Source organism: Serratia myotis (genome assembly GCF_027474885.1).
Lineage (GTDB): Bacteria > Pseudomonadota > Gammaproteobacteria > Enterobacterales > Enterobacteriaceae > Serratia > Serratia proteamaculans.
Window position 1 is genome coordinate 818,931 of the sequence record NZ_CP099707.1, and the last position, 26,075, is coordinate 845,005.

A 26,075-nucleotide genomic window follows, 5' to 3' on the forward strand; every position below is an offset into this window, starting at 1 on the left:
GATGAATAACGCAATTGCACAACAAATCGCTGAACAGGGCGGGGTCGAGTCTTACCTGCACGCACAGCAACATAAAAGTCTGTTACGGTTCCTGACCTGCGGCAGCGTCGACGACGGTAAAAGTACCCTGATCGGCCGCCTGCTACACGATACCCGCCAGATCTACGAAGATCAGCTGTCAACGCTGCACAGTGACAGCAAGCGTATCGGCACCCAGGGCGAAAAGCTCGATCTGGCATTGCTGGTCGACGGTCTGCAGGCCGAGCGTGAACAGGGCATTACCATCGATGTGGCCTATCGTTATTTCTCGACCGAAAAGCGCAAGTTTATTATCGCCGATACGCCGGGGCATGAGCAGTACACCCGTAATATGGCGACCGGTGCCTCTACCTGCGATTTGGCGATCCTGTTGATCGACGCACGCAAAGGGGTGCTGGATCAAACTCGCCGACACAGCTTTATCGCTACGTTGCTGGGGATCCGCCATCTGGTGGTCGCGGTCAATAAAATGGACCTGGTGGATTATCAAGAGTCGGTATTCGAGCTGTTCAAACAGGACTATCTGACCTTCGCCCAGCAGTTGCCAAACGATCTGGACATCAAGTTTGTCCCGCTATCGGCGCTGGACGGCGATAATGTGGCCAGCGAAAGCACCCAGATGCCTTGGTATAACGGCCCAACGCTGCTGCAGGTGCTGGAAAGCGTGGATGTGATCAGCGAGCGTGAAACGCAGCCGCTGCGCTTCCCGGTGCAATATGTTAACCGTCCGAACCTGGATTTTCGTGGCTATGCCGGCACCCTGTCTGCCGGTGTGGTGCGCGTGGGCCAACGCGTGAAGGTGCTGCCTTCCGGTGTGGAATCTACCGTTGCACGCATTGTTACCTTTGATGGCGATTTGCAGGAAGCGGTGCCGGGTGAGGCGATCACGCTGGTGCTGAAGGATGAAGTGGATATCAGCCGTGGCGATTTGCTGGTCGATGCCGGGGAAACCTTGCAGGTGGCGCAAAGCGCACTGGTCGACGTGGTGTGGATGGCCGAGAAGCCGCTGTTGCCAGGGCAGAGCTATGACATCAAGGTTGCCGGTAAAAAGACCCGTGCACGGGTGGAAGGTATTCGTCACCAGGTAGAAATTAACTCGCTGGCCCAACATCAGGCCGACACCTTGCCACTGAACGGCATTGGTCTGGTGGAACTGACCTTCGACGAACCGCTGGTGCTGGACAGCTATCAGCGTAACCATGATACCGGTGGGCTGATTTTTATCGATCGCCTGAGTAACGTCACGGTCGGCGCAGGGCTGATCCGCGAAACCTTGCAGGACGCTCCGGTAGCGGCAGGGGAGTTCAGTGCGTTCGAGCTGGAACTGAATGCTCTGGTACGCAAACACTTCCCGCATTGGGGCGCGCGTGACCTGATCGGGGGCAAATAACGTGGCCGATGCAGAGCAACGGCCAACCGGGCCGGAGGACGATAACGTGGTCTGGCACCCGCATGCGGTAGCGCGTGCGGATCGTGAAGCCCGTAATGGCCATAAAGGCGTGGTGCTGTGGTTTACCGGGCTGTCCGGCTCGGGTAAATCCACCGTCGCCGGTGCACTGGAGCAGGCGCTGCACGCCCTTGGCGTCAGCACCTATCTGTTGGATGGCGATAACGTGCGCCATGGCCTGTGCCGAGATCTGGGCTTTTCCGATGACGATCGACGCGAGAACATTCGCCGCGTGGGTGAAGTGTCCAAACTGATGGTGGACGCCGGACTGGTGGTGCTGACCGCGTTTATTTCACCGCACCGCGCAGAACGGCAGATGGTGCGCCAACTGCTTGATGAAGATCGCTTTATCGAGGTGTTTGTCGACACGCCGCTGGCGATTTGTGAGGAGCGCGATCCGAAGGGATTGTACAAAAAAGCCCGCGCCGGCGAACTGCGTAATTTCACCGGAATTGACTCGGTTTACGAGGCACCGCAACGGCCGGATATTCACCTTGATGGCCAACAATTGGTAACAAATTTGATTGCGCAATTGTTAGACGTGCTGCGTGGTCGGGCTATTATCAAACCCTGAATTCAGAAAAGCGTGTGGCGTTTTTGCGTCATACGCTTTTTACGCTAAGCCCGCCGAAGAGCGTGCCGAATAACCAGGGATCACTATGCAAAATGTCTCGCCTATCTTGATTGACTCAAACCAGGAGAAAGAGGAACCCTCTTATTCTTTCCTGGGCGGCGTCTGTGGCTTTGTTTTCTACTGGCTGGCGTTCGCGGTGCCGTTCGTGGTCTATGGCTCCAACACCCTCTTCTTCCTGCTCTACACCTGGCCGTTCTTCCTGGCCCTGATGCCGGTTTCGGTGCTGATTGGCATTACGCTCAGCATGCTGTTGCGTGGCCGTCTGATCCTGACGCTGCTGCTGACTGGCGCTATCGTGCTGTGTCTGTTCTGGCTGGTATTCAGTTTTCTGACCGGTTGGTGAGAGAGCGGGCGCAGTTGCCTGCGCCCGAAGCATTGCAAAGCCGTGCCGAAGGTTACAAAACTTTGCTTAGAAAAGCCTGAGTTCGCGGGTTGGCAGGCTGGCTGAAAATCTGCTGCGGCGTGCCTTCTTCCTGAATGATCCCCTGATCGATAAACAACACCCGATCGGCCACTTCGCGGGCAAAACCCATCTCGTGGGTGACCACCACCATGGTCATTCCTTCGTGTGCCAACGACTTCATGACCGCCAGCACTTCGCCGACCAACTCGGGATCAAGCGCTGAGGTGGGTTCGTCGAACAGCATGATTTTCGGCTCCATCGCCAGCGCCCGGGCAATCGCCACCCGCTGTTGTTGGCCGCCGGACAGGCTGCTGGGATAGGCGTCAATCTTGTCCAACAGACCCACTTTACGTAACAGCGCTTCTGCGCGCAGGACGGCGTCGGCGCGCGACAGCTTTTTCACCCCCATCGGCGCCATAATAATGTTCTCCAGCACCGTCATATGCGGGAACAGGTTAAAGCGCTGGAACACCATCCCCACACTCTCACGCATTTTATTGAGATCGGTTTTCTGGCTGTGTATGGCAAAACCGTTAACCAGGACCTCGCCGCCAGAAAGCGTTTCCAGCGCGTTGATACAACGCAGGAAGGTGCTTTTACCGGAGCCGGACGGGCCGATGACGCAGACCACTTCGTTGGTCGCGATTTCGCAGGAGATGCCACGCAGTACGTGGCTTTCGCCGAATTGTTTTTGCAGATTATGTACGCGAATCACTTTTCCCGAACCTCTTTTCCATGTGTTGCACCATCAGCGAAAGCAGGAAGGTGAGGACCCAATAGACCAGCGAAATGGTCAGGTAGGGCTCCCAATAGGTGGCATAGGCGCCGGAAACCGTCCGGGCGGCATAGGCCAGATCGGCCAGGCCGATGGCGGAGGCCAGTGAGGAATCCTTGACGATGGCAATGGCGTTGTTGCCCAGCGGTGGCAGCATGCGACGGAATGCCTGTGGCAGGATCACCTTGCGCATGGTTTTGCCATAGCTCATGCCCAGTGAGCGTGAAGCCTCCATCTGGCCGCGATCGATTGACTGAATGCCGGCACGGAAAATTTCCGAGACGTAGGCACCGGCGTTGAGCGTAATCGCCACGACGCAGGAGAGAAACGCGCCGTAGTCGGAGCGCAGCGCACGGGCGAAGTCACTGCTCATCAGGCCGTTGGTGACCAGCAGGCCGTCACGTGGGTTGATAAACAACGGTACCAGGGCAAAGTGCACCACCATGATCTGCACAAACAGCGGTGTGCCGCGGAAGGCACTGATATAAATGCGCACCGGCCATTGGACGCCGTAATGCAGTATCGGTTTCCAGATGCCGTGCGGTGCTTGCGCCAGACGGCCTAACCCCAGGAGCAGCCCCCAGGTGGTGCCCAATATCACGCAGATAATGGTGCATTTGATGGTCATCCAGGCGCCTTCCATAAACAGCGGGGCGTACTCCTGGATAATCTCCCAACGGAAATTCAAGGTCGGATCCTTCTTTAAGAGTGTTTAGGCTACTGCGCGTCGTCATCTCGAGCTTGGGCTGTGCTCGCCATCCTCATGGACGTTGTGTCCATTCCGGTGGCTGCGCGCTACCCGCACCCGAGATGACTTAGCTCGCTACGCCTGCCTGCGAGTGTTTTCCGGTTGCAGGCAACTGTTGAGTTATTCGGCAGGCAGCGTCGGCACGTTGCTGTCAAACCAGGTCTGGTAAATTTTGGCGTAGGTGCCGTCGGCGATGATTTTCTTCAGGCCGGCGTTGATCTTGCCGCGCAGTTCCTCGTTGCCCTTGGCAACGGCAATGCCGAAATACTGACGCTCGAATTTGGCGTCGGACACCAGTTTGAACTCTTTTTCCGGGTGAGTTTTGATGTAGAACTTGGCCACGCCAACGTCGCCCACGGCGGCGCCGATGCCGTCTTCGTACAGCTCCTGCAACAGCAGCGGGGTGTTGTCGAAGCGTTTGATGGCGGTGCTGTTTTTGCCCAGCACGTCGGATACCACAATGTCGCCGGTGCTGGAGTTCACCACACCGACCTTCAGCGCTTTCAACGCGGCGATGGAGTTCACGTTAGAGTCTTTAGGCACCACGATAGTCTGCTCCGCCGGGAAGTAAGGCGCAGAGAAATCAACCATTTGCTTGCGTTTGTCGGTGATGGTGATGCCGGAGATAATGATGTCGCGATCGCCGGAATTCAGCGTGGCGAAGATCCCTTCCCACGGCGTATTCACCAGTTTGACCTGGAAGCCTTCGGCCTTGGCCACGGCCTTGATGATATCAATATCAAAGCCTTCCAGCTGTTTGTTGCTGTTTTCGAATTCGAACGGCCGATAGGTGCCGCCGGAGCCGACGACGTAAGTAGGTTCGGCTGCCAGGGCAGAAGCCGACAGGGTGGCGGCCAGGCAGGCGCCAATCAGAACTAAGCGTTTTAACATCACTATCCCCGGTAATTAAAAGTTATCTATTGGATTTATTTATGCACTATGAGTGCATAAAAATAATCCTTAATGAATAAAAACACAACTCCTACCTGATGATGGAATTTTCAATAGTGTTAAATATGCACTTTTCGTTCGTGGTCGGCGGAAGCGTTGGCAAAACGACGGGGCAGCCAGTTTTTCTTGCTGCATAACCGAGAAAAACCCTGATTGAGGGAAGGCGGTGCTGTCGATCTGTGTCTTATCGGGTGAAAGTGGTTTTTTTTGCCGCTTTCGGCGCGAATTTAGGTTATAAACTCAAGAAATTCTCATCCTACTCTGAATTTGGCGGTGAAATGCCGTTCTCAGTGTGGAGTCCAACGAAAAGTTGTGGGATGATTAGGCGGTTTTTCAGGGGGCGGAGATGGGAAAACTTACGCTGTTATTGCTGGCATTGCTCGGTTGGTTACAGTATTCACTGTGGCTGGGCAAAAATGGTGTTCACGATTACGTGCGGGTCAATGATGACGTTGCAGTCCAACAGGGCAGCAATGCGAAATTGAAAGCGCGTAACGATCAGCTGTTCGCCGAAATCGACGATTTGAACGGCGGTCAGGAAGCGATCGAAGAGCGTGCGCGCAATGAACTGAGCATGATTAAGCCCGGTGAAACTTTCTATCGTCTGGTTCCTGATCAATCCAGACGCAACGCGGCGTCCTCCTCGCAAAATAACCTACAAAAGTAACGCATGAATCACTCCGCAGGAACCGTTCCACCGGTGATTGCCGTCCTGCCCGCTGCCGGTATCGGCAGCCGTATGCAGGCGGATTGCCCGAAGCAGTATTTAACCATCGGCCACCAAACCATTCTTGAGCATGCGATCCACGCGCTATTGCGCCATCCGCGTATTCCGCAGGTGATTGTGGCGATCGGCCCCGATGACCAGCAATTTCACCAGTTACCTATTGCCAGGGATCCCCGCGTGCGGGTCACCGTCGGCGGTCAGCAACGCGCCGATTCGGTAATGGCCGGCTTGCAACTGGCCGGTGAGGCAAAATGGGTGCTGGTACACGATGCTGCGCGGCCCTGTCTGCATGCCGACGATCTGGAACGCCTGTTGGCGATCACCGAACACAGCGAGGTGGGGGGGATTTTGGCCGCACCGGTACGTGACACCATGAAGCGTGCCGAGCCGGGTCACAGTGCAATCTCCCATACCGTTGAGCGTCAGGACCTGTGGCATGCGTTAACGCCGCAGCTATTCCCGCTGGCCTTGCTTAAACTTTGCCTGCAGCGCGCGTTGGACGACGGCGCGACGGTCACCGATGAGGCCTCTGCGCTGGAGCATTGTGGCTATCATCCGTTGCTGGTCAGTGGACGCTCGGACAATATTAAAGTCACGCGCCCGGAAGATTTGGCGCTGGCGGCCTTCTATTTAACTCAGTTGGACAATTAAGGAGCGCATCATGCGTATCGGTCACGGTTTTGACGTACATAAATTTGGTGGCGAAGGGCCGCTGGTGATCGGTGGTGTTCGTATCCCTTATGAAAAAGGTTTGCTGGCCCACTCCGACGGTGATGTGGCGCTGCACGCGGCGACCGATGCCCTGCTGGGTGCGGCGGCGTTGGGGGATATTGGCAAGCTGTTCCCGGACACAGACCCCGCTTTCAAAGGTGCCGACAGCCGCGTGCTGCTGCGTGAGGCCTGGAAACGTATCCGCGCCAAAGGCTACCGTCTGGGGAATCTGGATATCACCATTATTGCCCAGGCCCCTAAAATGGCGCCGCATATCCCGCAAATGCGCGTTTTCCTGGCGGAAGACCTGCAATGCCATATGGATGACGTTAACGTTAAGGCTACCACCACCGAACAGCTCGGATTCACCGGGCGCGGCGAAGGTATTGCCTGCGAAGCGGTTGCCTTGTTGATCAAGGAATAAGCGCATGGATATGACTAACCTGACCTGGCTGCATGGCCAGCCGCAGAGCACCGGCGTGTTGAAAGCCAACCCGGAAGATTTCGTGGTGGTGGAAGACCTGGGTTTTGAGCCGGACGGCGAAGGCGAACATGTGCTGGTGAACATCCGCAAAAATGGCTGCAACACCCAGTTTGTCGCCGATTATCTGGCGCGCTTTGCCGGTATTCACGCCCGCTCTGTCAGTTATGCTGGTCTGAAAGATCGTCATGCGGTGACCGAGCAGTGGTTCTGCCTGCATTTGCCGGGTAAAGAAACCCCCGATTTTACTCAGTTCTCACTGGAGGGCTGCGAAGTGCTGGCTAGCGCTCGCCACCTGCGCAAAATGCGTATTGGCACGCTGAAAGGCAATGCCTTCACGCTGGTACTGCGTCATATTTCCGACCGTCAGAATGTCGAACCGCGTCTGCAGGCGATTGCGGCCAGCGGTGTGCCGAACTATTTTGGCAGCCAGCGCTTTGGTCGCGGCGGCAATAATCTGGTGATGGCGCGCCGTTGGGCGAATGATGAGATCCGGGTTAAAGAACGCAGCAAGCGCAGTTTTTATCTTTCTGCCAGCCGCAGTGCGCTGTTTAATCTGATTGCCAGCCGGCGTCTGGCCAATCAGCAGCAATATACCGTGCTGGAAGGAGATGCCTTGCAACTCAGTGGTCGTGGCAGTTGGTTTGTTGCCAAGCCTGAAGAGCTGGAAGCGCTGCAACAGCGGCTGGATGCCGGCGAACTGATGATTACCGCCCCCTTGCCGGGTGACGGCGAGCCGGGCACCGCCGGTGAAGCGTTAAATTTTGAACAGCAGTGTTTGCTGGAGCAACCGGAACTGATGGCGCTTTTAAAGCGTGAACGTGTTGATCCGGCCCGCCGTGCGCTGTTGTTACAGCCAAAAAATATGCAGTGGGACTGGTGGGATGATGCCACCGTTGAACTGCGTTTTTGGCTACCGGCCGGCAGTTTCGCCACCAGCGTGGTGCGCGAAATTATGCGGCAGGACAGCAGTGATGCGGATATTAGCGAGTAATAGAAAACCTGCTTAGGCAGGTTTTTTTTCGTCTGGAGCATGACGGCACCATGAGGTGTATTGGCCCTGTCTGCGGTTTTTGGTGTTAAGAAGTGTGCCGAAGCCGGTCGAAAATTCGTCTTTTCCCTTGGTGACTGGACATGCCGGGGGGAGTGAACATAATATCTGCTGGTTAAGCCCCTCCTTTTGGGCGTTCATTCCGAGTAGTTAAATAGCCGGCCCGCTTAAAAAGGGTCAGGTTGAGAGATAAAAAAGAAGACAACCTCTTATGCGGATATTGCTGAGTAATGACGACGGCGTGACCGCCCCGGGCATTCAGGTGCTGGCGGCGGCATTGCGAGAGTTCGCCGAAGTTCAAGTTGTGGCACCGGATCGTAACCGCAGTGGTTCATCCAATGCGCTGACGCTGGAATCCCCATTGCGCACCCTGACGATGCCCAATGGCGATATCGCCGTACAGCAGGGAACGCCGACCGACTGTGTGTATCTGGGTGTGAATGCCCTGATGCAGCCTGCGCCGGATATCGTGGTTTCCGGTATCAACGCCGGGCCTAATCTGGGGGATGACGTTATCTATTCCGGCACCGTAGCGGCTGCTATGGAAGGGCGTCATTTGGGGTTGCCTGCGCTGGCCGTGTCGCTGAACGGCCATCAGCATTATGCGACCGCCGCGGCGATCACCTGTCGGGTACTGCGTGCGTTACTGCGGGAACCGTTGCGAACCGGTAAAATTCTGAATATTAACGTGCCGGATTTGCCGCTGGACCAGATTAAGGGCATTCGTGTGACCCGCTGCGGCAGCCGCCATCCGGCTGACAAGGTGTTCTGTCAACAAGATCCGCGCGGGCAAAATCTCTATTGGATCGGGCCGCCGGGTGATAAGTTTGATGCCGGGCCAGACACGGATTTCGCTGCGGTAGAACAAGGTTATGTGGCCATCACGCCACTGCAGGTGGATTTAACCGCCTATGCGGCTCAGGACGTGGTAAAAACGTGGTTAACCAAAGCAAGGGTCGGCGGGGAATGGTGAACAAGCGTATGCAAACATTGCTGACGCAGCTGCGTCAACAGGGGATCCGGGACGAACGGTTGCTGCAGGCGATCGAAGCAGTGCCGCGGGAACGTTTTGTTGATGAAGCACTTGAACACAAGGCCTATGAGAATACCGCGTTACCCATTGGCTCCGGCCAAACGATCTCCCAACCTTATATGGTCGCACGCATGACCGAACTGCTGAACCTGACGCCAACCTCCCGGGTATTGGAGATCGGTACCGGTTCCGGCTATCAAACCGCCATCCTGGCGCATCTGGTGCAGCATGTTTGCTCTGTTGAACGTATCAAAGGGCTGCAATGGCAGGCCAAGCGCCGGTTGAAACAACTCGATCTTCACAATGTTTCCACCCGTCACGGCGATGGCTGGCAGGGCTGGGCATCGCGCGGGCCGTTTGATGCCATCATTGTCACGGCGGCACCACCGGAGATCCCCCCGGCGCTGATGGAGCAGTTGGACGACGGTGGCATTCTGGTGTTACCGGTCGGTGAGCAGGCCCAAACGCTGAAGTACATTCGGCGCCAGGGAAGCGAATTTGTTATCGATACCGTCGAAGCGGTGCGTTTTGTTCCCCTGGTGAAGGGCGAATTGGCCTAGCGATTGTCTGAATTTTCGACAGGAAACGAAATCTGTTGCACTTTCATCACCTCCGGTTAATGTTTTAACGTTTCAATAAAACTAATTTTCAATACAATTGCCTTTCTGCGCAGTTGTCTTATGGTGCAGCGGCGCTAATGTGGTTAGCATTGGCGCGCTGTTTTGAGGCTCCGGCATGAGGATTTCCTGACGTTCAGGGATCGGCCGTGGGCACCTTTCAGGGTAGAAATCGAGAGAATGTTAAAAGCTCAGCTACCATGTAAAGGGTATTTGGATATATCGCTGATATTGCTGTCATGGGGGAAGCATGAGCACGGGAAGCCCAATGATTACATTACGCCGGGTTGCGGTGTGTACGATGGTAAGTTTGTGGTTGGCAGGTTGTTCGAACACTGAGTCGACATCGGCCCCTATTAGTAGTGTGGACGGTGGCGGAGCCGCTGCATCCGGCAATGCTGGATCACAGGCTAATGCTGAAGGGCACATTGTTTACAACCGCAGTTACACTTCGATCCCCAAAGGGAGCTACAGCGGTAATACCTATACGGTTAAGCGCGGAGACACGCTGTTTTACATCGCCTGGATCACCGGAAACGATTACCGTGACCTGGCCCAGCGCAATAATATTCCTGAACCATACAGCCTGAATGTCGGCCAAAGCATTCAGCTTGGTAATGGTTCTGCCAACGGAAACGGCGGCATGCTGGCGGCAACAGACGCAACCAGCGGCGGTGTTCCGAAGCCGCCATCGACCTCTCAGATACAAACTGCAACGGTTGATTCTCCATCAACTAACGCGTATTCTGATAATTCGGGTAAACAGAATGTAGGTAAGATGTTGCCTACAGCAGGTGCAGTGGCGGCAACTACCGCAACAGCCCCTGTTACCGCACCGGTAGTTGCTCCACCAGTGAGCAGCACCGTCAGCAACAGCGCCCCAGTAAGTACCTGGAGATGGCCGACTGACGGTAAGATTATTGATAACTTTTCCTCATCAGAAGGTGGGAATAAAGGTGTCGATATCGCCGGGACTCGTGGGCAGCCAATCTTCGCTACCGCCGATGGTCGTGTAGTGTACGCAGGCAACGCTTTACGGGGTTACGGTAATCTAATCATCATCAAACACAATGATGATTACCTGAGCGCCTACGCTCACAACGACACAATGCTGGTCCGGGAACAACAAGAAGTGAAGGCGGGTCAAAAAATAGCCACCATGGGTAGCACCGGAACCAGTTCAGTACGTTTGCATTTTGAAATTCGTTACAAGGGGAAATCCGTAAACCCGCTGCGTTATCTTCCGCAGCGATAGATTGGGCAGAATACGCTGTATTCTGCTCGCGGTATCACGGGTAGGAGCAGCATATGAGCCAAAATACGCTGAAAGTTAACGAGTTACATGACGATGCGGATTTCGACGAGAACGCAACGGAAGCGGAATCATTCGACGAAAAAACACTGGTTGAAGAAGAGGCCAGTGAGAGTGATTTAGCGGAAGAAGAGTTGTTGTCACAAGGCGTGACCCAACGCGTATTGGATGCGACGCAGCTCTATCTTGGCGAAATCGGTTATTCTCCGCTGCTGACCGCAGAGGAAGAAGTTTATTTTGCGCGGCGTGCACTGCGCGGTGACGTGCCGTCCCGCCGCCGAATGATTGAAAGTAACCTGCGGTTGGTGGTGAAAATCGCCCGCCGTTACAGCAATCGCGGCCTGGCGCTGCTGGATCTGATTGAAGAGGGTAACCTCGGTCTGATCCGTGCGGTGGAAAAGTTTGACCCAGAACGCGGTTTCCGTTTCTCGACTTACGCAACCTGGTGGATCCGGCAGACGATTGAACGGGCGATCATGAACCAAACCCGTACCATCCGCTTGCCTATCCACATTGTTAAAGAACTGAATGTCTATTTGCGCACCGCGCGCGAGCTTTCTCATAAACTGGATCATGAACCGAGCGCTGAAGAGATTGCAGAGCAACTCGACAAGCCGGTCGATGACGTCAGCCGTATGCTGCGTCTGAACGAACGTATCACTTCTGTCGATACGCCGTTGGGCGGGGATTCAGAGAAGGCTTTGCTGGATATTCTGGCAGACGAGAAAGACAACGGACCGGAAGACACCACGCAAGACGATGACATGAAACAGAGCATCGTTAAATGGCTGTTCGAACTGAACGCCAAACAGCGTGAAGTGCTGGCGCGTCGCTTTGGCCTGTTGGGCTACGAAGCGGCAACGCTTGAAGATGTGGGCCGTGAAATTGGCCTGACTCGCGAGCGAGTACGCCAGATCCAGGTTGAAGGTTTACGCCGTTTACGTGAAATTCTGCAAATGCAGGGCCTGAGCATTGAGGCACTGTTCCGCGAGTAACGTCGACAGTCGAATCGCATCAAAATAAAAACGGTGAGCATCATGCTCACCGTTTTTTTATGCCTGCAGTTTATGCAGGATCAGACCATGTTCTTCAGACGGTAAATCCACTCCAGCGCCTGACGTGGCGACAGTGAGTCCGGATCCAATGCCTCGAGTGCTTCAACCGCCGGTGAGGTTTCCTCATTCAGCAGCGTCATCTGGGTGGCATCAACGGTACCGGTAGCGGTATGGCTGGAAATGGCCTCCAGTTCACGCAGCTTCTGGCGCGCGCGCTTGATCACCTCACGCGGTACGCCGGCCAGTGCAGCAACCGCCAGACCATAACTCTTGCTGGCCGCGCCGTCCTGCACGCTGTGCATAAAGGCGATAGTGTCGCCGTGTTCCAGCGCATCCAGATGCACGTTAACCACGCCTTCCATTTTTTCCGGCAGGGTGGTGAGCTCAAAGTAATGGGTGGCGAACAGCGTCATGGCTTTAATGCGGCTGGCCAGGTTCTCGGCGCAGGCCCAGGCCAGGGATAAACCGTCATAAGTTGAGGTGCCGCGGCCAATTTCATCCATCAGCACCAGGCTGTTTTCGGTGGCGTTATGCAGGATATTGGCGGTTTCGGTCATCTCCACCATAAAGGTAGAACGCCCGGAGGCCAGATCGTCCGCTGCGCCCACGCGGGTGAAAATGCGGTCTACCGGGCCGATGACCGCCTTGCTCGCCGGCACATAACTGCCGATGTGTGCCATCAGCACGATCAGCGCCGTTTGGCGCATATAGGTACTTTTACCGCCCATATTTGGGCCGGTAATGATCAACATCCGACGCTGAGGTGACAGCGACAGCGGGTTGGAAATAAACGGCTCGCTCAGCACCTGCTCGACGACCGGGTGGCGGCCTTCGGTGATGCGCACGCCGGGTTGTTCGCTCATGGTCGGGCAGGCGTAGTTCAGCGTCTCTGCACGTTCAGACAGGTTGGCCAACACGTCCAGCTCGGCCAGTGCACCGGCGCTTTGTTGCAATTCACCCAGGTGCGGCAACAACAGGTCGAACAGCTCTTCGTACAGCCCTTTCTCGATCGCCAGCGCTTTCCCTTTCGAGGTCAGCACCTTGTCTTCATATTCTTTCAGTTCTGGAATGATGTAGCGTTCGGCGTTTTTCAGCGTCTGGCGGCGCACGTAGTGGATCGGCACCAGATGGCTTTGCCCGCGGCTGACCTGGATGTAATAACCATGCACGCCATTGAAGCCCACCTTCAGCGTATCCAGCCCCAGCTTTTCACGCTCGCGGATCTCAAGACGGTCGAGATAGTCGGTGGCACCATCGGCCAGCGCGCGCCATTCATCCAGTTCGCTGTTGTAACCGGGAGCGATCACGCCGCCGTCACGTACCAGCACCGGCGGGGCTTCAACCACTGCGCGTTCCAGCAAATCCTGTAGTTCATCAAACTGACCGACCTGTGACAGCAACTGTTGCACATAGGGGGTTTCTACCCCTTTTAGCAACGCATGGATATCCGGCAATTGTTGGAAAGCATGACGCATACGCGCCAAATCGCGTGGACGGGCACTGCGCAACGCCAAACGGGCCAGTATGCGTTCCAGGTCGCCGACCTGGCGCAGCGAAGGCTGCAAATCGGCATACAGATCCTGCAGGGAGCCAATTGCCTGCTGGCGGTTATTCAGCACCTTGATGTCACGGGTGGGCATGTGCAGCCAGCGCTTAAGCATGCGGCTGCCCATCGCCGTCACGCTACAGTCGAGGATCGCCGCCAGGGTATTTTCGCTGCCGCCGGACAGGTTCTGAGTCAGCTCAAGGTTACGCCGCGTGGCGGCATCCATGATAATGCCGTCCTGCTGGCGCTCCATGGTGATCCCGCGGATATGCGGTAATGAGGTACGTTGGGTATCTTTAACGTACTGCAACAGACAACCGGCAGCGCGCAGCGCCTGATGAGCCTGTTCAACGCCGAAACCGGTGAGATCGCGGGTGCCGAACTGCAGATTAAGCTGCTGGCGTGCCGTTTCAGGTTCAAATTCCCACAGTGGACGACGGCGCAGGCCGTGGCGCTGTTCAATCAGCGACATCTGTTCAAAGGTTTCGGGGTACAGCAACTCGGCGGGATTGGTGCGCTGCAACTCTGCCGCCATGGTTTCGATATCTGCCGGTTCGGCAACGCGGAAACGACCGGAGCTGATGTCCAGCGTGGCGTAACCAAAGCCGCGTGCGTCCTGCCAGATGGCCGCCAGCAGGTTATCCTGACGTTCTTGCAACAGGGCTTCGTCGGTGATGGTGCCTGGCGTGACGATACGCACCACTTTGCGCTCCACCGGACCTTTACTGGTGGCCGGATCGCCGATTTGTTCACACAGGGCGACAGATTCACCGAGCTGCACCAGCTTGGCCAGGTAGTTCTCTACCGCGTGGTGGGGGACGCCGGCCATTGGGATAGGCTCCCCTGCTGAGGCACCGCGTTTGGTCAGCGAGATATCCAGCAGTTGGGAAGCGCGTTTAGCGTCGTCATAGAACAGCTCGTAGAAGTCGCCCATGCGGTAGAACAGCAGGATCTCGGGATGCTGGGCCTTAAGGCGCAGGTACTGCTGCATCATCGGCGTATGTGAATCGAGCTTGTCGGTACTATTCATAAGATTACTGTTTCCAATCCATTGAATTTAAAGTTGGTTGCGATTTTGATTGTCATCATCGGGGTCACGCCGTGGCATAAAAAAACCACTCAATAGGCTGTGGTTGACGGCGTTAAGGATCAATAAGCCCTTAATACTGTCGCTATACTAGCCCAGCGGGCAATCGGCTGTCACAGGTAAAAATGGGAAGCTTTACGCAAAGTCGGTTTGCAAGACGGGGGATGAGGTTGCAAGGACCTATACCGAGCAGAACCTCGCTTAAAACTCGGCCACCTGGCCATTGTATTAATTGCGTTCAACATTGACATGATACTCACTCGGGAGTTTACTATTTTCATTATTGTTAAACCAAGGGTGAATCTATGTCATCAAAGTTAAACTGGCTTTTGCAGAATACGGCACCGGGATCCTTGGTTTTGCAGTCCTGGCTGACGAAAAATGGCATCAGCCCTTCTTTGGCCAATAAGTATATGCACAGCGACTGGTTGCAAAAACTACGTGCTGGAGTATACGTGAGGAGTGGGCGTGAGCCTCTGTGGAGTGATGCAGTTCTATGCCTGCAACATCAACTTGGGGTTTCTGTACATCTGGCAGGGCTTACTAGTCTGACCTATCAAGGACGCTCTCATTATCTTCAGTTAACGCGCCAGGTGATTTGGCTCTGTGTTGAAAATAAAGCTTCATTGCCAAAGTGGTTCAAAGAATTTCCCAATGTTGAGTGGCTTTTACTTTCAAATCAGAAGCTCAATATGCATGACGGAAAATATCTGACCGAGGTAGAAATTAAGGGCGAGCGGTTAAAGGCGAGTGTGCCGGAGTTAGCGGCTTACGAGGTTGCTAACGCCGTTCCAGGTTCGCTTTCATTTGAGCATGCAGCGGAGCTGTTTCAGGGCCTGGTAAACCTGAGTCCACGTAAAGTCGAAGCATTGTTGCAATCCAGTCGAGCAGTGCAAACTAACCGCCTTTATCTGTTTTTGGCCGATCACTATGCTCATGCATGGGTTAAGCGAATAGATAAAACCAACATTGATTTAGGGGCAGGAAAGCGACAGATCGTATCGGGTGGCAAGCTGGACCAAAAATATCAGATCACGGTTCCAGAGAGTTTTGTTAGCAAAGAGATCTCACATGGATAAGCATTCACCCTATTATCGCCAAGTGGCGTTGCTACTCAGTACATTACCTGTCGTAGCATCAGAGCGCTGCTTTGCACTAAAGGGTGGGACGGCGATTAACTTGTTTGTTCGCGAGTTTCCACGTTTATCAGTTGATATTGATTTGGCTTATATTCCGCTGTAAAACAGAGATGTGGCATTGCCAAATGTTCGGGCGGCCTTGACACGTATCGCTGAAATACTGCAACAACAGGCGGGTATTTCGGCGGTGCTACAAACGAATAACTCTGATGAAATGCGCATTGTTGTTTATTCTCAGCAGGCACAGATTAAGATTGAAGTTTCGCCTGTCGCACGAGGCCCTCTGTATCCTTCAGAAGAACGTGATGTTGTTGAAGCGGTCGAAAACGAGTTCGGTTTTGCAACCATTCAGGTTGTATCACTTGTCGATCTCTATGGTGGCAAGCTTTGCGCTGCATTGGATAGGCAACATCCTCGCGATTTCTATGACGTCAAAATGCTACTCGAAACACAAGGTATTGATCGCCAAATCTTTAATGGATTTATCACCTATCTGCTGGGACATCCACGTCCATTATCAGAGGTACTGAACCCCCGCTGGAAAAATATCTCTGAACTGTATGCGAATGAATTTAACGGAATGACATTCGATATGGTTTCTCTGGAAGAACTCAATGCGATACCCGAATTAATGGTGACGGCTCTCAAAGTACAATTTACTCAGCGGGATTGTGATTTTCTGATGTCTTTCAAGCGCGGTGAACCGGATTGGAGCCTTGCTCCCGAAAACCAGATTCAGTATTTACCTGCGGTGAGGTGGAAGCTCCAAAATATTGGTCGTATGCCAAAAGAGAAACACATTCAGGCGTTGGTGAAGCTTGAGGAGACTCTTGCCGGGTGGATAGGGTAGTTTAAAATTTTGACTGTACATTCACTCTGAGTGTCACTTTGTGGTGTTTTATAAACCGCATCGTTTTTTACGGTTATGCGAAAATGAAGAAGGCCCAAAAATAGGGCGCTGGACTTGTGGAGTATATTCTCCAACAAGCCCAGAAAGGTTGAAGTGTCAGTTGGCGGCGGATAAGGGCAGTGGAAGTTGGTAAATACGAAAGCTGTCGGGTACTTCGGCTTCGTGGCCGGGCAGCAGGCGGTGGCGAATACGCGATTCAGTGACAAAGGCGCAGCCCTGTGGCGTGATGTCCAGATTGACCGGCGACTCCATTCCCTCACGAATAACTTCAATAGAATGCATACCGGCAGCATCGGGATCGGTAATTCGCAGGATCCTGCCCTGGCCGCTTTTAATGCCATTTTCGAGCACGATCAGCGAACCGTCTGGTGCCATTCCCATCCCATCCGGATTTTCGATAGTGCGAGGCAGCAGGATTTCAGTCAGTTGCGGCGTCGCCTCCCCATAGCTCAGGGTATAGAGCTTTCCGCTGCCAAAGTTGGCAACCGCCATTATCCGGTCATTCAACAGAACAATGCCTGCGGCACCGATACCCTCGGGACCAGCCAGACGTTTATCGCGGAAGAGGATCTGAAAGTTGTCTTCACCCGGGCGTAGCCTCATGATGCTGCCCGCTTTGGTCTCCGTAAGATAAACCGTGCCATCTTTGGCGAGAACCAGGTCATTGCCCATTCCCCCCTCTGGTAAGGTCAAACTGCGGTTAATGGTGGCACTGGAGACATTCAGGGCAAAAACGCGATGGGCGCGGGTTTTTCCTGTGGGCAGGAAATCCGGCGAGTTTCCCCATAACAGCCCATGTTGTTCATCCAACCGCAGCGTGGTTGAGGCGAAAACGGTATCGGCGCCGGCAAAGAAGGTCTCCCAATCTTCGTTCGGGCGTTTGCGCAGGATGCGGCCACTGGTCACCAGGCCAACATACAGGGTGCCGTCGGATGCGCGGGCAATGCCATTAGGGTAGAGTGCGCCCGGCGGTAATGTCAGATTGGACGAGTTGCAGGTGGCGTTCGGCGCAGCGGTGACGGCAGCGGAAACCGCAGGCGTTGTCATGGCGAGCATAAAGGCCACCAGCGCAGCCTGTGCCGGGCGATAGTTTATAGCGTATAACATTGAGCCTCTCCTGTGATTGATGATGGGGCGAAGTCCTACCAACGCTGAAGGCGAGTCTGTTCTTTCATCGGTGCTTCAAGTTGTGCGATTTCCTCATGGGACAGCGTGAGAGAGAGCGCCTTGAGCGCATCCTGGAGGTGATGTGACTTGGACATACCGACAATCGGCGCAGCAACCACCGTTTTGGCCAGCACCCATGCCAGAGAGACCTGGGCCGCCGGAACGCCTCTCTCGGCAGCGATGTTTTCAACGGCCATAATGCTTTGTTCGACTTCTTTTCTGTCGCCGTACCAGCGGGGCGCTTGTTCGTCGGTTTCGGCGCGTAGCGTCCCGGCTCCTTTTGCCCCTGCCAGTAACCCCCTCGCCAATGGCGACCACGGAGTCAGGCTGACTCCTTCCTTCAGGCAGAGCGGGATGAGATCCTCTTCATCCTCACGCGTGACCAGATTGTATTGGCTTTGCATGGAAATAAAGGCGGCCAATTTGTTATGGCGTTGAAACGCCAACATTTTCATAAAATGCCAGGCCTGCATCGAGGACGCGCCGAGATAGCGGATCTTGCCGGCCCGCACCAGCGCATCGAGCGTTTCGGCCGTTTCCTCAATCGGGGTTTCCTCATCGAAACGGTGCATGACGAACAGATCGAGATAATCAGTCCCCAGACGTTGCAGCGAGGCCTCAACGCTTTGAATGATATGTTTGCGTGACAGGCCGCGATTGTTGGGCTGTTCGCCCATCGGGAAGAATGCCTTGGTGGCGATCACCATGTCATCGCGGTGGGCAAAATCCTTCAACGCACGCCCGAGAATGCGTTCACTCTCGCCTGAAGAATAGATATTGGCGGTATCGAAAAAGTTAATTCCGGCTTCCAGCGCTTCCCGGATGAAGGGGCGGGCTTGATCTTCTGGCAATACCCAGGGACGCCAACCGGGATCGCCATAGGTCATACAGCCCAGACAAAGCTGGGAGACTTTCAGACCGCTATTTCCAAGGCGCACATAGTTCATCATCTTCCCTCCGGGGACTCGTCGAGCTGGGTGTCGACAGGGTTATCTCTCAGCGCATACCGGCGATGGTGTAGCCGCCGTCCACCAAAATGCTTTGTCCGGTGATAAAGCGGGCGTCATCCGTCGAAAGCCAGACGGCGACATCACCGATATCTTCAGGCTGACCCAGACGTTGGGCGGGCGTATGTGCGATGAAAGGCGTAAAGGCGGATGCGTCGGATATGCTGCTGTGGGCCATTGGCGTGTCGATGATGCCGGGATTGATGTTGTTGATACGGATAGCCTGATTGCCATACTCAAGCGCTACCGCACGGATCAACGAATCGAGTGCTCCCTTGCTGGCGGAATAACTTGATGATCCGGCAAGTGCGCCTTTGGCGAGCCAGGAAGAGGTGTTGACGATCACGCCGCCCGAGTTTTGCGCCAGGAAAGTCTCGACCTGGTATTTAATCGAGAGCCACACGCCCCTGAGGTTGATGGCGATCACCGCGTCGAAATCTGCACTGGTTTGTTGATGAATCGGCACAAAGTTGCCGAGAATACCGGCGTTGTTGAAGGCGATATCCAGTCGTCCGTAGTGCGCGTTGACTCTGGCGAGCAAACGACGGACATCTTCTTCCTGTGAAACGTCCGCCACCACGGCCAGCGCTTCTCCGCCGGCCAGCACAACCTCATGAGCGGTGGCTTCTATCTCTGCAGCGCGGCGCCCGGCCAGCATGACTTTCGCCCCTTCGCGAGCATAGGCCAGTACGGCGGCGCGCCCGATACCGGTGCCCCCGCCGGTAACCAGGGCGACTTTCCCCTCCAGACGTTTACGGGAGGGCGTTTGTACAGCATCAGCGTAGTGAGTCATGGTATTAATACTCAGTAATTGAACACCTCACCATGCTATGTTGTTGCGAAAAGGATAACTATCCGTTAAAAATTCACTTCACTATTAGATTATTTATATCAATCCAATGAAAAAAACCGACTTGTCAGGGCTGGTGGCTTTCGTCGCCATTGCTCAGGAACGCAGTTTCAGACGGGCAGCCGCCAGGCTTGGCGTGACGCCGCCAACGCTCAGTCATACGATGCGCGAGCTGGAGGCGCAGGTCGGTATTCGTCTGTTGAATCGGACTACCCGTAACGTAGCGCCGACTGAGGCCGGTGAACATCTGTTGGCGCAGCTGGTACCGGCGTTTACGGATATAGATACCGCACTGGAAAGCCTGAATACCTTCCGCGAACAGCCCCAGGGGCTGGTGCGGATCAATGCGCCGCGAACGGCAATAGAACTTGCGCTGGTCCCTCATTTGGGGCGACTGGCCCGTGATTACCCAGGAATTACGCTGGAAATCGTGGCGCAAGAGGGCTTTGCCAATATCGTTGAACAAGGTTTTGATGCCGGTATCAGGCTCGGAAAGGATCTGCACAACGACATGCGGGCGGTGCGCGTTACCCCTGATTTGCGGCTGGCCATTGTGGCAACCCCTGAATATTTCCAACAGTACGGCAAGCCGAATCATCCTGAAGATCTGTTGAGTCATCGCTGTATCGGATGGCGAAAGATTGCCTCAGGAGAGCTCTACAAGTGGATATTCCAAAAAGGGACTCAGGCGCTTTCCGTCTCGGTGAACAGCCCGCTGATACTGGATGACGCGAGACTGATGTTGCAGGCTGCGTTAGCTCACGCAGGCATTGCGTTCGCTATCGAGGAAGAAGTGAATGAACATCTGGCAACCGGGCGGCTGGAGCGAGTGTTGGCTGACTGGTGCGCGCCGTTCCCTGGTTTTTATCTTTATTATCCGAACCGCAGAAACCATCCAGTGGCACTGACCACGGTGATCAATGTCATGCGTTATCCCAGCCAGGAGAATAATCCCGCGGAGTCATAGCTCCGAGTCCAGACCTCATCCGGCAAACGCCCTTTGCTCAAAATCCCTGCCATTTTACCTCTGGTTTTCCTCTGTCGAATCGTCCCGTCTTGTTGAAGTCGGCTAATCAAGGGCGAACGATTTTTTGTTCATCTATCGAGCGATGGCTGGTCCCGCGCGTCGAATGATCCATAAATACCCTGCATGTTTATAACTTATTGTTTATAATTGTTTTTTGGTTATTTTTATCGAATTTATTCAGTAATTTAAGGTTATTTGCGACGTCGATCACACTATTTTTTTATGTGAAATGTGAAGAGGGTCAATCAGGCAGGTCAAGCAGAGACGGTTCTCTATGCTGATGGCTTACCGATCCGCTGCAATGCCTCCGTATACTGTCTGCAACCAGGGCAAAGTGACGGAAATTTTCATAAGGAATGTGCGTGAGGCAATGGCTATTGCATCTGGCAAACAAATGACACGGGGCTTTTTTGATTATCTTGAGGGATTGGGTATGGAAAAGAAAAAAATCTATCTGTTTTGTTCTGCCGGTATGTCGACTTCCCTGCTGGTTTCCAAAATGAAAGCGCAAGCCGAGAAGTACGAAGTGCCGGTAATCATTGCCGCTTATCCGGAGGCGCTGGCAGCAGAAAAGGGCGCTGAGGCCGATTTGATCCTGCTGGGGCCGCAGATTGCCTATACGCTGGCCGAAGTACAGAAGCAGTTGCCCAATAAGCCCGTCGAAGTGATCGACTCTGCTTTATACGGCAAGCTCGATGGCCTTGGGGTATTGAAGGCCGCAGTCGCCACTATAAAAAAAGCTAACCAATAAAGGGGTCTGCCGTGAATACGTTAATTGCCTCGTTGGAAAAGGTCATTCTGCCTTTTGCTGTGAAAATTGGTAAACAGCCCCATGTTAATGCCATCAAAAACGGGTTCATTCGATTAATGCCGCTGACGTTGACCGGGGCGATGTTCGTGCTGATCAACAACGTGTTCCTCAGCTTCGGTGAAGGCTCGTTCTTCTTTTCAATGGGGGTGCGGCTGGATGCGTCCACCATTGAGACGCTGAATGGCCTGAAGGCCATCGGTGGCAGCGTTTATAACGGCACCCTGGGGATTATGTCCCTGATGACGCCCTTCTTTATTAGCATGGCTTTAGCCGAAGAGCGCAAGGTCGATCCACTGGCCGCGGCTCTGCTGGCGGTTGCCGCCTTTATGACGGTGACCCCGTTCAGCGTCGGTGAGGCCTATGCCGTAGGCGCTAACTGGCTGGGCGGTGCCAACATTATTTCCGGTATGGTGATCGGCCTGGTGGTGGCAGAGATGTTTACCTTTGTGGTGCGCCGCAACTGGGTGATCAGCCTGCCGGACAGCGTACCTTCTTCAGTGTCACGTTCGTTCTCGGCCCTGATCCCCGGCTTTCTTATCCTGTCGATCATGGGCGTACTGGCCTATTGCCTGACGCTGTGGGGAACCAACTTCCACCAAATCATTATGGACAGCATCTCGGCACCGCTGGCGAAAATGGGCAGCGTAGTGGGCTGGGTGTATGTGATGTTCTCCTCACTGCTGTGGTTCTTTGGGGTGCATGGTTCGATGGCACTGGCCGCGCTGGACAGCGGCATCATGACGCCATTCGCGCTGGAGAACGTAGAGCTGTACAACAAGTATGGTTCTGTCGAAGCGGCAGTGGCTGCCGGTAAAGAGTTCCACATGTGGGCGAAGCCGTTTGTTGACTCCTACATCTATCTGGGTGGGACGGGGTCGACGCTGGGGCTGATCATTGCCATCTTTATCGCTTCACGCCGCGAAGATTATCGTCAGGTTGCCAAGCTGGCGACGCCATCGGGCATCTTCCAGATCAACGAACCTATTCTGTTCGGTCTGCCGGTGATTATGAACCCGGTGATGTTTATTCCCTTTATCCTGGTTCAGCCGGTGCTGACGATCATCACCACGGTGGCTTATTACACCGGGCTGATCCCGCCAATCACCAACATTGCACCGTGGACCATGCCGGTGGGGCTGGGGGCGTTCTTCAACACTAACGGCAGTATCGTCGCCATGTTGTTGAGCTTCTTCAACCTGGGCGTCGCGACCTTGATTTACCTGCCGTTTGTGATGATCTCCAACAAGGCGCAGAGCCAGATTGATCAGGCAACGGAAAGCGAAGAAGACATCGCCAAAGCGTTGAAATTCTAACTGCAGTCTGGGGCAGCGCTTGCTGCCCCGGTTTTAGGGAGCCTTCGGATGAAATATCAATTTGCTGACGATTTCTGGTGGGGAAGTGCCACCTCTGCGCCGCAGTCGGAAGGGGCAGCAGCCCGGGATGGCAAAAGCCAGAACATCTTCGATTACTGGTATGAGATTGCGCCAGAACGCTTTCATCATCAGGTTGGCCCGTCCGAGACCTCCACCTTTTATGACCATTTCCAGCAAGATGTCCTGCTGTTAAAGACCCTTGGCCATAATAGCTTCAGGACTTCCATCTCCTGGTCGCGGTTGATCCCGCAGGGGGATGGCGAAGTGAACCCGAAAGCGGTCGCTTTCTATAATGCGATGATCGACAGCCTGCTAGCCCAGGGCATCACGCCATTTATCAACCTTTACCATTTCGATATGCCGCTGTGCATGCAGCAACAGGGCGGCTGGGAAAGCCGGACGGTGGTGGAAGCCTACGCCCGCTATGCCAAAACCTGTTTCAGCCTGTTCGGCGACAGAGTCAGCCATTGGTTCACCTTCAATGAGCCGATTGTCCCGGTCGAAGCCGGGTATCTGAATGACCTGCATTATCCTTGTGTGGTTGATTTCAAAAGGGCGATCGCGGTGGCTTACCACAGCGTTTTGGCCCATGCCAAAGCGGTGAACGAATTCAGAGCGCTGGGGAATCAGGGCAGCATCGGGATTATCCTGAACCTGAGCCCGACTTATCCGCGTTCGGACAGCCAGGAAGACGGCATTGCCGCCCACTATGCGGATCTGCTGTTGAATAAAAGCTTCCTCGATCCGGTGACCAAAGGGCGCTATCCGGAAGATCTGGTGAATTTACTGCGGGCCAATGATTTGTTGCCGCAGACAGCGCCGGAAGACGCGCAGCTGATTGCCGATGGGGTGGTGGATATTCTGGGCGTCAATTACTATCAACCGCGCAGAGTTAAAGCCAAGTCTGGCTATCAGGCCAGTGACCCGGTGACGATGCCGGAAGATTTGTTCAGCTTTTACGAGATGCCGGGCCGCAAGATTAACCCGCATCGCGGTTGGGAAATCTATGAAAAAGGCCTGTATGACATCCTGATGGACCTGAAGGAGAACTACGGCAATATTCCCTGCTATATTTCAGAAAACGGCATGGGTGTAGAGGGTGAAGAGGCCTTTATTGGTGCCAGTGGGCGGGTAGAGGATGATTATCGCATCGACTTCATTCGCGACCACCTGAAATGGCTGCATCAGGCGTTGTCCGAGGGGGCTAACTGTAAAGGCTACCATTTATGGACCTTTATTGACTGCTGGTCCTGGCTTAATGCCTACAAGAATCGCTACGGGTTGGTTCGACTGGAGCGGGAAAGCCAACGGCGCACGATCAAAAAGAGCGGCTATTGGTTTGCTGAGACGGCCAGACAAAACGGCTTTGACTAATGGGAGCGCGCGCGGTGTCTGAGAACCTGGTTTCGCTGAATGCGAACGACGTTAAGCTGATTCGGGAGCAGGATTTTTTTAACTGCAAAGATTTCCATCTGTTTATCTATAACAAGGTGGAGAGCGCCACCGGGCTGCATCAGCATGACTATTACGAATTCACCATCGTCCTGAGCGGCAAATGCTATCAGGAGATTAACGGCAAGCGGGTGCTGCTGGAGCGGGGGGATTTTGTGTTTATCCCCATTGGCTCGCATCACCAAAGCTTCTATGAGTTCGGCGCCGCGAAAATCTTTAACGTGGCGGTCGGCAAGGTTTTCTTTGAAGAGAACTATTTGCAGCAGTTACCTCGTTGTTTTGTCGCCTCTCAGGCCTATAGCCTGAAGAACGAGTTCCTGGCTTATATCGAGTCGGTGGTCAGTTCACCGCAGTTTCGTGAGGATGATTTTGCCGAGTTTCTGGAAACGCTGACCTTTTATATCATCAGCCGCATTCGTCATTATAAGGAAGAGAGTGGCGAGGGGGATGACATTCCTCAGTGGCTGAAGAACACCCTGGCGGGGATGCATGATAAGGCGATGTTTGGTGAAAAGGCATTGCTTAATATGGTTGAGCTGTCGGGGAAAACGCAGGAGTACCTGACCCGGGCAATGCGGCGTTATTACCATAAAACCCCGATGCAGGTGATCAATGAAATCCGCATCAACTTCGCCAAAACCCAGCTTGAGGTCACCAACTATTCGGTTTCGGATATCGCCTTTGACTCGGGCTATGGTGACGTGAGCCTGTTTATTAAAAACTTTAAAAGACTCACTGAAGTGACGCCGGGTAATTACCGAAAAAAGTTCTACGGCCCTATTTAGGGCCGCTCCCGATAAGCATTAACGCCGATATTCCGAATGCCTTTCAGGCCGCCAATAGCCTGATGCGATAAATTTCTTTGCTTAAGCGAAGGGGAATTGCCGTACCTGACGGACGGTATTCCCTTGCCAAAAATTTGTTAAATGGATGCCCACAATGGACAAGTTACTGATAGTGAATGCCGACGATTTTGGCCTGAGCAAGGGCCAGAACTACGGCGTTATCGAGGCGTTTCACTCTGGGGTTGTTTCTTCGACCACGGCCATGGTCAATAGCGCGGATGTGCACCATGCGGCCAGGCTCAGCCAGCTTTATCCCGGGCTGCAGATTGGCCTGCACTTTGTACTGACCCACGGGCATCCCCTGACCGCCATGCCGTCGCTGGTCAACGAGCGTGGGGAGCTGGGCAAGTGGTTATGGGAACGCGCGGAATCTGCGCTGTTGGACCTGAACGAAATCCACGATGAGTTGGTGAGCCAATACGACAAATTCGTGGCCGTGTTTGGTAAAGCGCCGACGCATATCGACAGCCACCATCACGTGCACATGCTGCCGCAGATTTTCCCGCTGGTGGAGGCCTTTGCCCAGACCAAATCCATCCCGCTGCGCATCGGCCGCGAAGAAGTTGCACGGCAAGACATTCCACTGCGCTATGGTCGCAGCACCGAATGGTTTGATGCGGGCTTTTATGGTGAGGAGATATCCGAGGCGCTGTTTTTACAGGTGCTTGAGCGCACCGATCAACGCGGTGCCCAGTCGGTGGAGATGATGTGTCACCCGGCGTTTTTGGATAAAACGATATTGGCGAGCAAGTATTGCTACCCGCGCCTGGCCGAAGTGGATGTTTTGACATCGCCAGGCATTAAAAACATGATTGCGGAGCGCGGCTACCGTCTGGGATCCTTCCTGGATCTGTGAAGACCCCGACGTAGCATCATA

Annotated in this window: 25 protein-coding genes and 1 pseudogene; 19 read left to right on the top strand and 7 right to left on the bottom strand. The window is 54.3% G+C overall.

What is annotated here, in order from left to right:
• Position 1: 1 nt before the first annotated feature.
• From cysN to NHG65_RS03705, 3 genes are all read left to right on the top strand, one after another.
• On the top strand, positions 2-1,429 hold the full coding sequence (gene cysN / locus NHG65_RS03695) for a sulfate adenylyltransferase subunit CysN (RefSeq protein WP_499182945.1): 1,428 nt from the start codon (positions 2-4) through the stop codon (positions 1,427-1,429).
• 1 nt (position 1,430) lies between these two features.
• On the top strand, positions 1,431-2,060 hold the full coding sequence (gene cysC / locus NHG65_RS03700; RefSeq protein WP_099062781.1) for an adenylyl-sulfate kinase: 630 nt from the start codon (positions 1,431-1,433) through the stop codon (positions 2,058-2,060).
• A gap of 85 nt (positions 2,061-2,145) precedes the next feature.
• Complete coding sequence (locus NHG65_RS03705; protein ID WP_012005269.1) at positions 2,146-2,463, top strand: DUF3561 family protein; 318 nt, start codon at positions 2,146-2,148, stop codon at positions 2,461-2,463.
• 52 nt (positions 2,464-2,515) lie between these two features.
• Here the strand turns inward: NHG65_RS03705 and NHG65_RS03710 are convergent, their stop codons facing one another.
• From NHG65_RS03710 to NHG65_RS03720, 3 genes are all read right to left on the bottom strand, one after another.
• Positions 2,516-3,238: an amino acid ABC transporter ATP-binding protein gene (locus NHG65_RS03710; protein WP_099062782.1), complete on the bottom strand. Its 723-nt coding sequence runs from the start codon at positions 3,236-3,238 to the stop codon at positions 2,516-2,518.
• Positions 3,222-3,941 (bottom strand): amino acid ABC transporter permease, encoded by a 720-nt coding sequence (locus tag NHG65_RS03715; protein ID WP_051922616.1) that lies wholly within the window; start codon positions 3,939-3,941, stop codon positions 3,222-3,224. The genes NHG65_RS03710 and NHG65_RS03715 overlap by 17 nt, the downstream gene beginning before the upstream one ends.
• Before the next feature lie 225 nt (positions 3,942-4,166).
• Positions 4,167-4,937 (bottom strand): basic amino acid ABC transporter substrate-binding protein, encoded by a 771-nt coding sequence (locus NHG65_RS03720; protein WP_099062783.1) that lies wholly within the window; start codon positions 4,935-4,937, stop codon positions 4,167-4,169.
• A gap of 406 nt (positions 4,938-5,343) precedes the next feature.
• On the opposite strand from NHG65_RS03720, the gene ftsB reads away from it, so the two are divergent.
• The 8 genes from ftsB to rpoS all read left to right on the top strand — a co-directional run bounded on the left by ftsB (position 5,344) and on the right by rpoS (position 11,924).
• Positions 5,344-5,664: a cell division protein FtsB gene (gene ftsB / locus NHG65_RS03725; RefSeq protein ID WP_012005273.1), complete on the top strand. Its 321-nt coding sequence runs from the start codon at positions 5,344-5,346 to the stop codon at positions 5,662-5,664.
• Positions 5,665-5,667: 3 nt separating this feature from the next.
• Complete coding sequence (gene ispD, locus NHG65_RS03730) at positions 5,668-6,375, top strand: 2-C-methyl-D-erythritol 4-phosphate cytidylyltransferase (protein ID WP_099062784.1); 708 nt, start codon at positions 5,668-5,670, stop codon at positions 6,373-6,375.
• A 10-nt stretch (positions 6,376-6,385) separates the two neighbouring features.
• Entirely contained in the window at positions 6,386-6,859 is a 474-nt protein-coding gene (ispF, locus tag NHG65_RS03735; RefSeq protein WP_012005275.1) for a 2-C-methyl-D-erythritol 2,4-cyclodiphosphate synthase, read from the top strand.
• 4 nt (positions 6,860-6,863) lie between these two features.
• Entirely contained in the window at positions 6,864-7,910 is a 1,047-nt protein-coding gene (truD, locus tag NHG65_RS03740; protein ID WP_219015424.1) for a tRNA pseudouridine(13) synthase TruD, read from the top strand.
• Positions 7,911-8,178: 268 nt separating this feature from the next.
• Positions 8,179-8,940 (top strand): 5'/3'-nucleotidase SurE, encoded by a 762-nt coding sequence (gene surE / locus NHG65_RS03745; RefSeq protein ID WP_499182946.1) that lies wholly within the window; start codon positions 8,179-8,181, stop codon positions 8,938-8,940.
• A complete protein-coding gene (locus NHG65_RS03750; RefSeq protein ID WP_012005278.1) occupies positions 8,934-9,560 on the top strand; it encodes a protein-L-isoaspartate(D-aspartate) O-methyltransferase in 627 nt (208 codons plus the stop codon). Before surE ends, NHG65_RS03750 begins: the two co-directional genes overlap by 7 nt.
• A gap of 325 nt (positions 9,561-9,885) precedes the next feature.
• Positions 9,886-10,872: a murein hydrolase activator NlpD gene (gene nlpD / locus NHG65_RS03755; RefSeq protein ID WP_198404416.1), complete on the top strand. Its 987-nt coding sequence runs from the start codon at positions 9,886-9,888 to the stop codon at positions 10,870-10,872.
• 53 nt (positions 10,873-10,925) lie between these two features.
• Complete coding sequence (rpoS, locus tag NHG65_RS03760; RefSeq protein WP_099062789.1) at positions 10,926-11,924, top strand: RNA polymerase sigma factor RpoS; 999 nt, start codon at positions 10,926-10,928, stop codon at positions 11,922-11,924.
• Positions 11,925-12,004: 80 nt separating this feature from the next.
• Here the strand turns inward: rpoS and mutS are convergent, their stop codons facing one another.
• Positions 12,005-14,560, bottom strand: a complete 2,556-nt coding sequence (gene mutS, locus NHG65_RS03765; protein WP_099062790.1) for a DNA mismatch repair protein MutS — start codon at positions 14,558-14,560, stop codon at positions 12,005-12,007.
• 362 nt (positions 14,561-14,922) lie between these two features.
• On the opposite strand from mutS, the gene NHG65_RS03770 reads away from it, so the two are divergent.
• Together NHG65_RS03770 and NHG65_RS03775 are read left to right on the top strand one after the other, a co-directional pair.
• Complete coding sequence (locus NHG65_RS03770; protein WP_499182947.1) at positions 14,923-15,696, top strand: type IV toxin-antitoxin system AbiEi family antitoxin domain-containing protein; 774 nt, start codon at positions 14,923-14,925, stop codon at positions 15,694-15,696.
• Positions 15,689-16,606, top strand: a pseudogene (locus tag NHG65_RS03775) (nucleotidyl transferase AbiEii/AbiGii toxin family protein). Before NHG65_RS03770 ends, NHG65_RS03775 begins: the two are co-directional and overlap by 8 nt.
• Before the next feature lie 156 nt (positions 16,607-16,762).
• Here the strand turns inward: NHG65_RS03775 and NHG65_RS03780 are convergent.
• Genes NHG65_RS03780 through NHG65_RS03790 form a run of 3 tightly spaced genes read right to left on the bottom strand, consistent with a single transcriptional unit; the run spans position 16,763 to position 19,633 of the window.
• Complete coding sequence (locus NHG65_RS03780) at positions 16,763-17,773, bottom strand: NHL repeat-containing protein (RefSeq protein ID WP_499182948.1); 1,011 nt, start codon at positions 17,771-17,773, stop codon at positions 16,763-16,765.
• A 35-nt stretch (positions 17,774-17,808) separates the two neighbouring features.
• Positions 17,809-18,780, bottom strand: a complete 972-nt coding sequence (locus tag NHG65_RS03785; RefSeq protein WP_261416465.1) for an aldo/keto reductase — start codon at positions 18,778-18,780, stop codon at positions 17,809-17,811.
• 49 nt (positions 18,781-18,829) lie between these two features.
• The gene (locus NHG65_RS03790; RefSeq protein WP_499182949.1) at positions 18,830-19,633 is read right to left on the bottom strand and encodes an SDR family NAD(P)-dependent oxidoreductase; all 804 of its coding nucleotides are present in this window, start codon (positions 19,631-19,633) and stop codon (positions 18,830-18,832) included.
• Between the two features lie 106 nt (positions 19,634-19,739).
• Between NHG65_RS03790 and NHG65_RS03795 the strand changes: the two genes are divergently transcribed.
• From NHG65_RS03795 to chbG, 6 genes are all read left to right on the top strand, one after another.
• Positions 19,740-20,657 carry a LysR family transcriptional regulator gene (locus tag NHG65_RS03795; protein WP_499182950.1) on the top strand — a complete coding sequence of 306 codons (918 nt, stop codon included), beginning with the start codon at positions 19,740-19,742 and terminating at the stop codon, positions 20,655-20,657.
• A 493-nt stretch (positions 20,658-21,150) separates the two neighbouring features.
• Positions 21,151-21,468 carry a PTS sugar transporter subunit IIB gene (locus NHG65_RS03800; RefSeq protein ID WP_020825274.1) on the top strand — a complete coding sequence of 106 codons (318 nt, stop codon included), beginning with the start codon at positions 21,151-21,153 and terminating at the stop codon, positions 21,466-21,468.
• Between the two features lie 11 nt (positions 21,469-21,479).
• The gene (gene chbC, locus NHG65_RS03805) at positions 21,480-22,841 is read left to right on the top strand and encodes a PTS N,N'-diacetylchitobiose transporter subunit IIC (RefSeq protein WP_012005283.1); all 1,362 of its coding nucleotides are present in this window, start codon (positions 21,480-21,482) and stop codon (positions 22,839-22,841) included.
• A 48-nt stretch (positions 22,842-22,889) separates the two neighbouring features.
• Positions 22,890-24,275, top strand: coding sequence for a glycoside hydrolase family 1 protein (locus tag NHG65_RS03810; RefSeq protein ID WP_207979221.1), 1,386 nt, complete (start codon positions 22,890-22,892; stop codon positions 24,273-24,275).
• On the top strand, positions 24,275-25,138 hold the full coding sequence (gene chbR, locus NHG65_RS03815; protein ID WP_129934305.1) for a transcriptional regulator ChbR: 864 nt from the start codon (positions 24,275-24,277) through the stop codon (positions 25,136-25,138). The genes NHG65_RS03810 and chbR overlap by 1 nt, the downstream gene beginning before the upstream one ends.
• A 154-nt stretch (positions 25,139-25,292) precedes the next feature.
• The gene (gene chbG / locus NHG65_RS03820) at positions 25,293-26,054 is read left to right on the top strand and encodes a chitin disaccharide deacetylase (protein ID WP_099062797.1); all 762 of its coding nucleotides are present in this window, start codon (positions 25,293-25,295) and stop codon (positions 26,052-26,054) included.
• Positions 26,055-26,075 lie beyond the last annotated feature (21 nt).

Coding starts and splice junctions, on each gene's coding strand:
- ispD (WP_099062784.1), top strand. CDS start 5,668: ATGAATCACTCCGCAGGAACCGTTCCACCGGTGATTGCCGTCCTGCCC.
- surE (WP_499182946.1), top strand. CDS start 8,179: ATGCGGATATTGCTGAGTAATGACGACGGCGTGACCGCCCCGGGCATT.
- NHG65_RS03720 (WP_099062783.1), bottom strand. CDS start 4,937: ATGTTAAAACGCTTAGTTCTGATTGGCGCCTGCCTGGCCGCCACCCTG.
- NHG65_RS03715 (WP_051922616.1), bottom strand. CDS start 3,941: ATGGAAGGCGCCTGGATGACCATCAAATGCACCATTATCTGCGTGATA.
- chbR (WP_129934305.1), top strand. CDS start 24,275: ATGGGAGCGCGCGCGGTGTCTGAGAACCTGGTTTCGCTGAATGCGAAC.
- NHG65_RS03705 (WP_012005269.1), top strand. CDS start 2,146: ATGCAAAATGTCTCGCCTATCTTGATTGACTCAAACCAGGAGAAAGAG.
- nlpD (WP_198404416.1), top strand. CDS start 9,886: ATGATTACATTACGCCGGGTTGCGGTGTGTACGATGGTAAGTTTGTGG.
- NHG65_RS03790 (WP_499182949.1), bottom strand. CDS start 19,633: ATGACTCACTACGCTGATGCTGTACAAACGCCCTCCCGTAAACGTCTG.
- chbG (WP_099062797.1), top strand. CDS start 25,293: ATGGACAAGTTACTGATAGTGAATGCCGACGATTTTGGCCTGAGCAAG.
- NHG65_RS03770 (WP_499182947.1), top strand. CDS start 14,923: ATGTCATCAAAGTTAAACTGGCTTTTGCAGAATACGGCACCGGGATCC.
- mutS (WP_099062790.1), bottom strand. CDS start 14,560: ATGAATAGTACCGACAAGCTCGATTCACATACGCCGATGATGCAGCAG.
- truD (WP_219015424.1), top strand. CDS start 6,864: ATGGATATGACTAACCTGACCTGGCTGCATGGCCAGCCGCAGAGCACC.
- NHG65_RS03810 (WP_207979221.1), top strand. CDS start 22,890: ATGAAATATCAATTTGCTGACGATTTCTGGTGGGGAAGTGCCACCTCT.
- cysN (WP_499182945.1), top strand. CDS start 2: ATGAATAACGCAATTGCACAACAAATCGCTGAACAGGGCGGGGTCGAG.
- NHG65_RS03780 (WP_499182948.1), bottom strand. CDS start 17,773: ATGTTATACGCTATAAACTATCGCCCGGCACAGGCTGCGCTGGTGGCC.
- rpoS (WP_099062789.1), top strand. CDS start 10,926: ATGAGCCAAAATACGCTGAAAGTTAACGAGTTACATGACGATGCGGAT.
- NHG65_RS03795 (WP_499182950.1), top strand. CDS start 19,740: ATGAAAAAAACCGACTTGTCAGGGCTGGTGGCTTTCGTCGCCATTGCT.
- ftsB (WP_012005273.1), top strand. CDS start 5,344: ATGGGAAAACTTACGCTGTTATTGCTGGCATTGCTCGGTTGGTTACAG.
- ispF (WP_012005275.1), top strand. CDS start 6,386: ATGCGTATCGGTCACGGTTTTGACGTACATAAATTTGGTGGCGAAGGG.
- NHG65_RS03800 (WP_020825274.1), top strand. CDS start 21,151: ATGGAAAAGAAAAAAATCTATCTGTTTTGTTCTGCCGGTATGTCGACT.
- NHG65_RS03785 (WP_261416465.1), bottom strand. CDS start 18,780: ATGAACTATGTGCGCCTTGGAAATAGCGGTCTGAAAGTCTCCCAGCTT.
- NHG65_RS03750 (WP_012005278.1), top strand. CDS start 8,934: ATGGTGAACAAGCGTATGCAAACATTGCTGACGCAGCTGCGTCAACAG.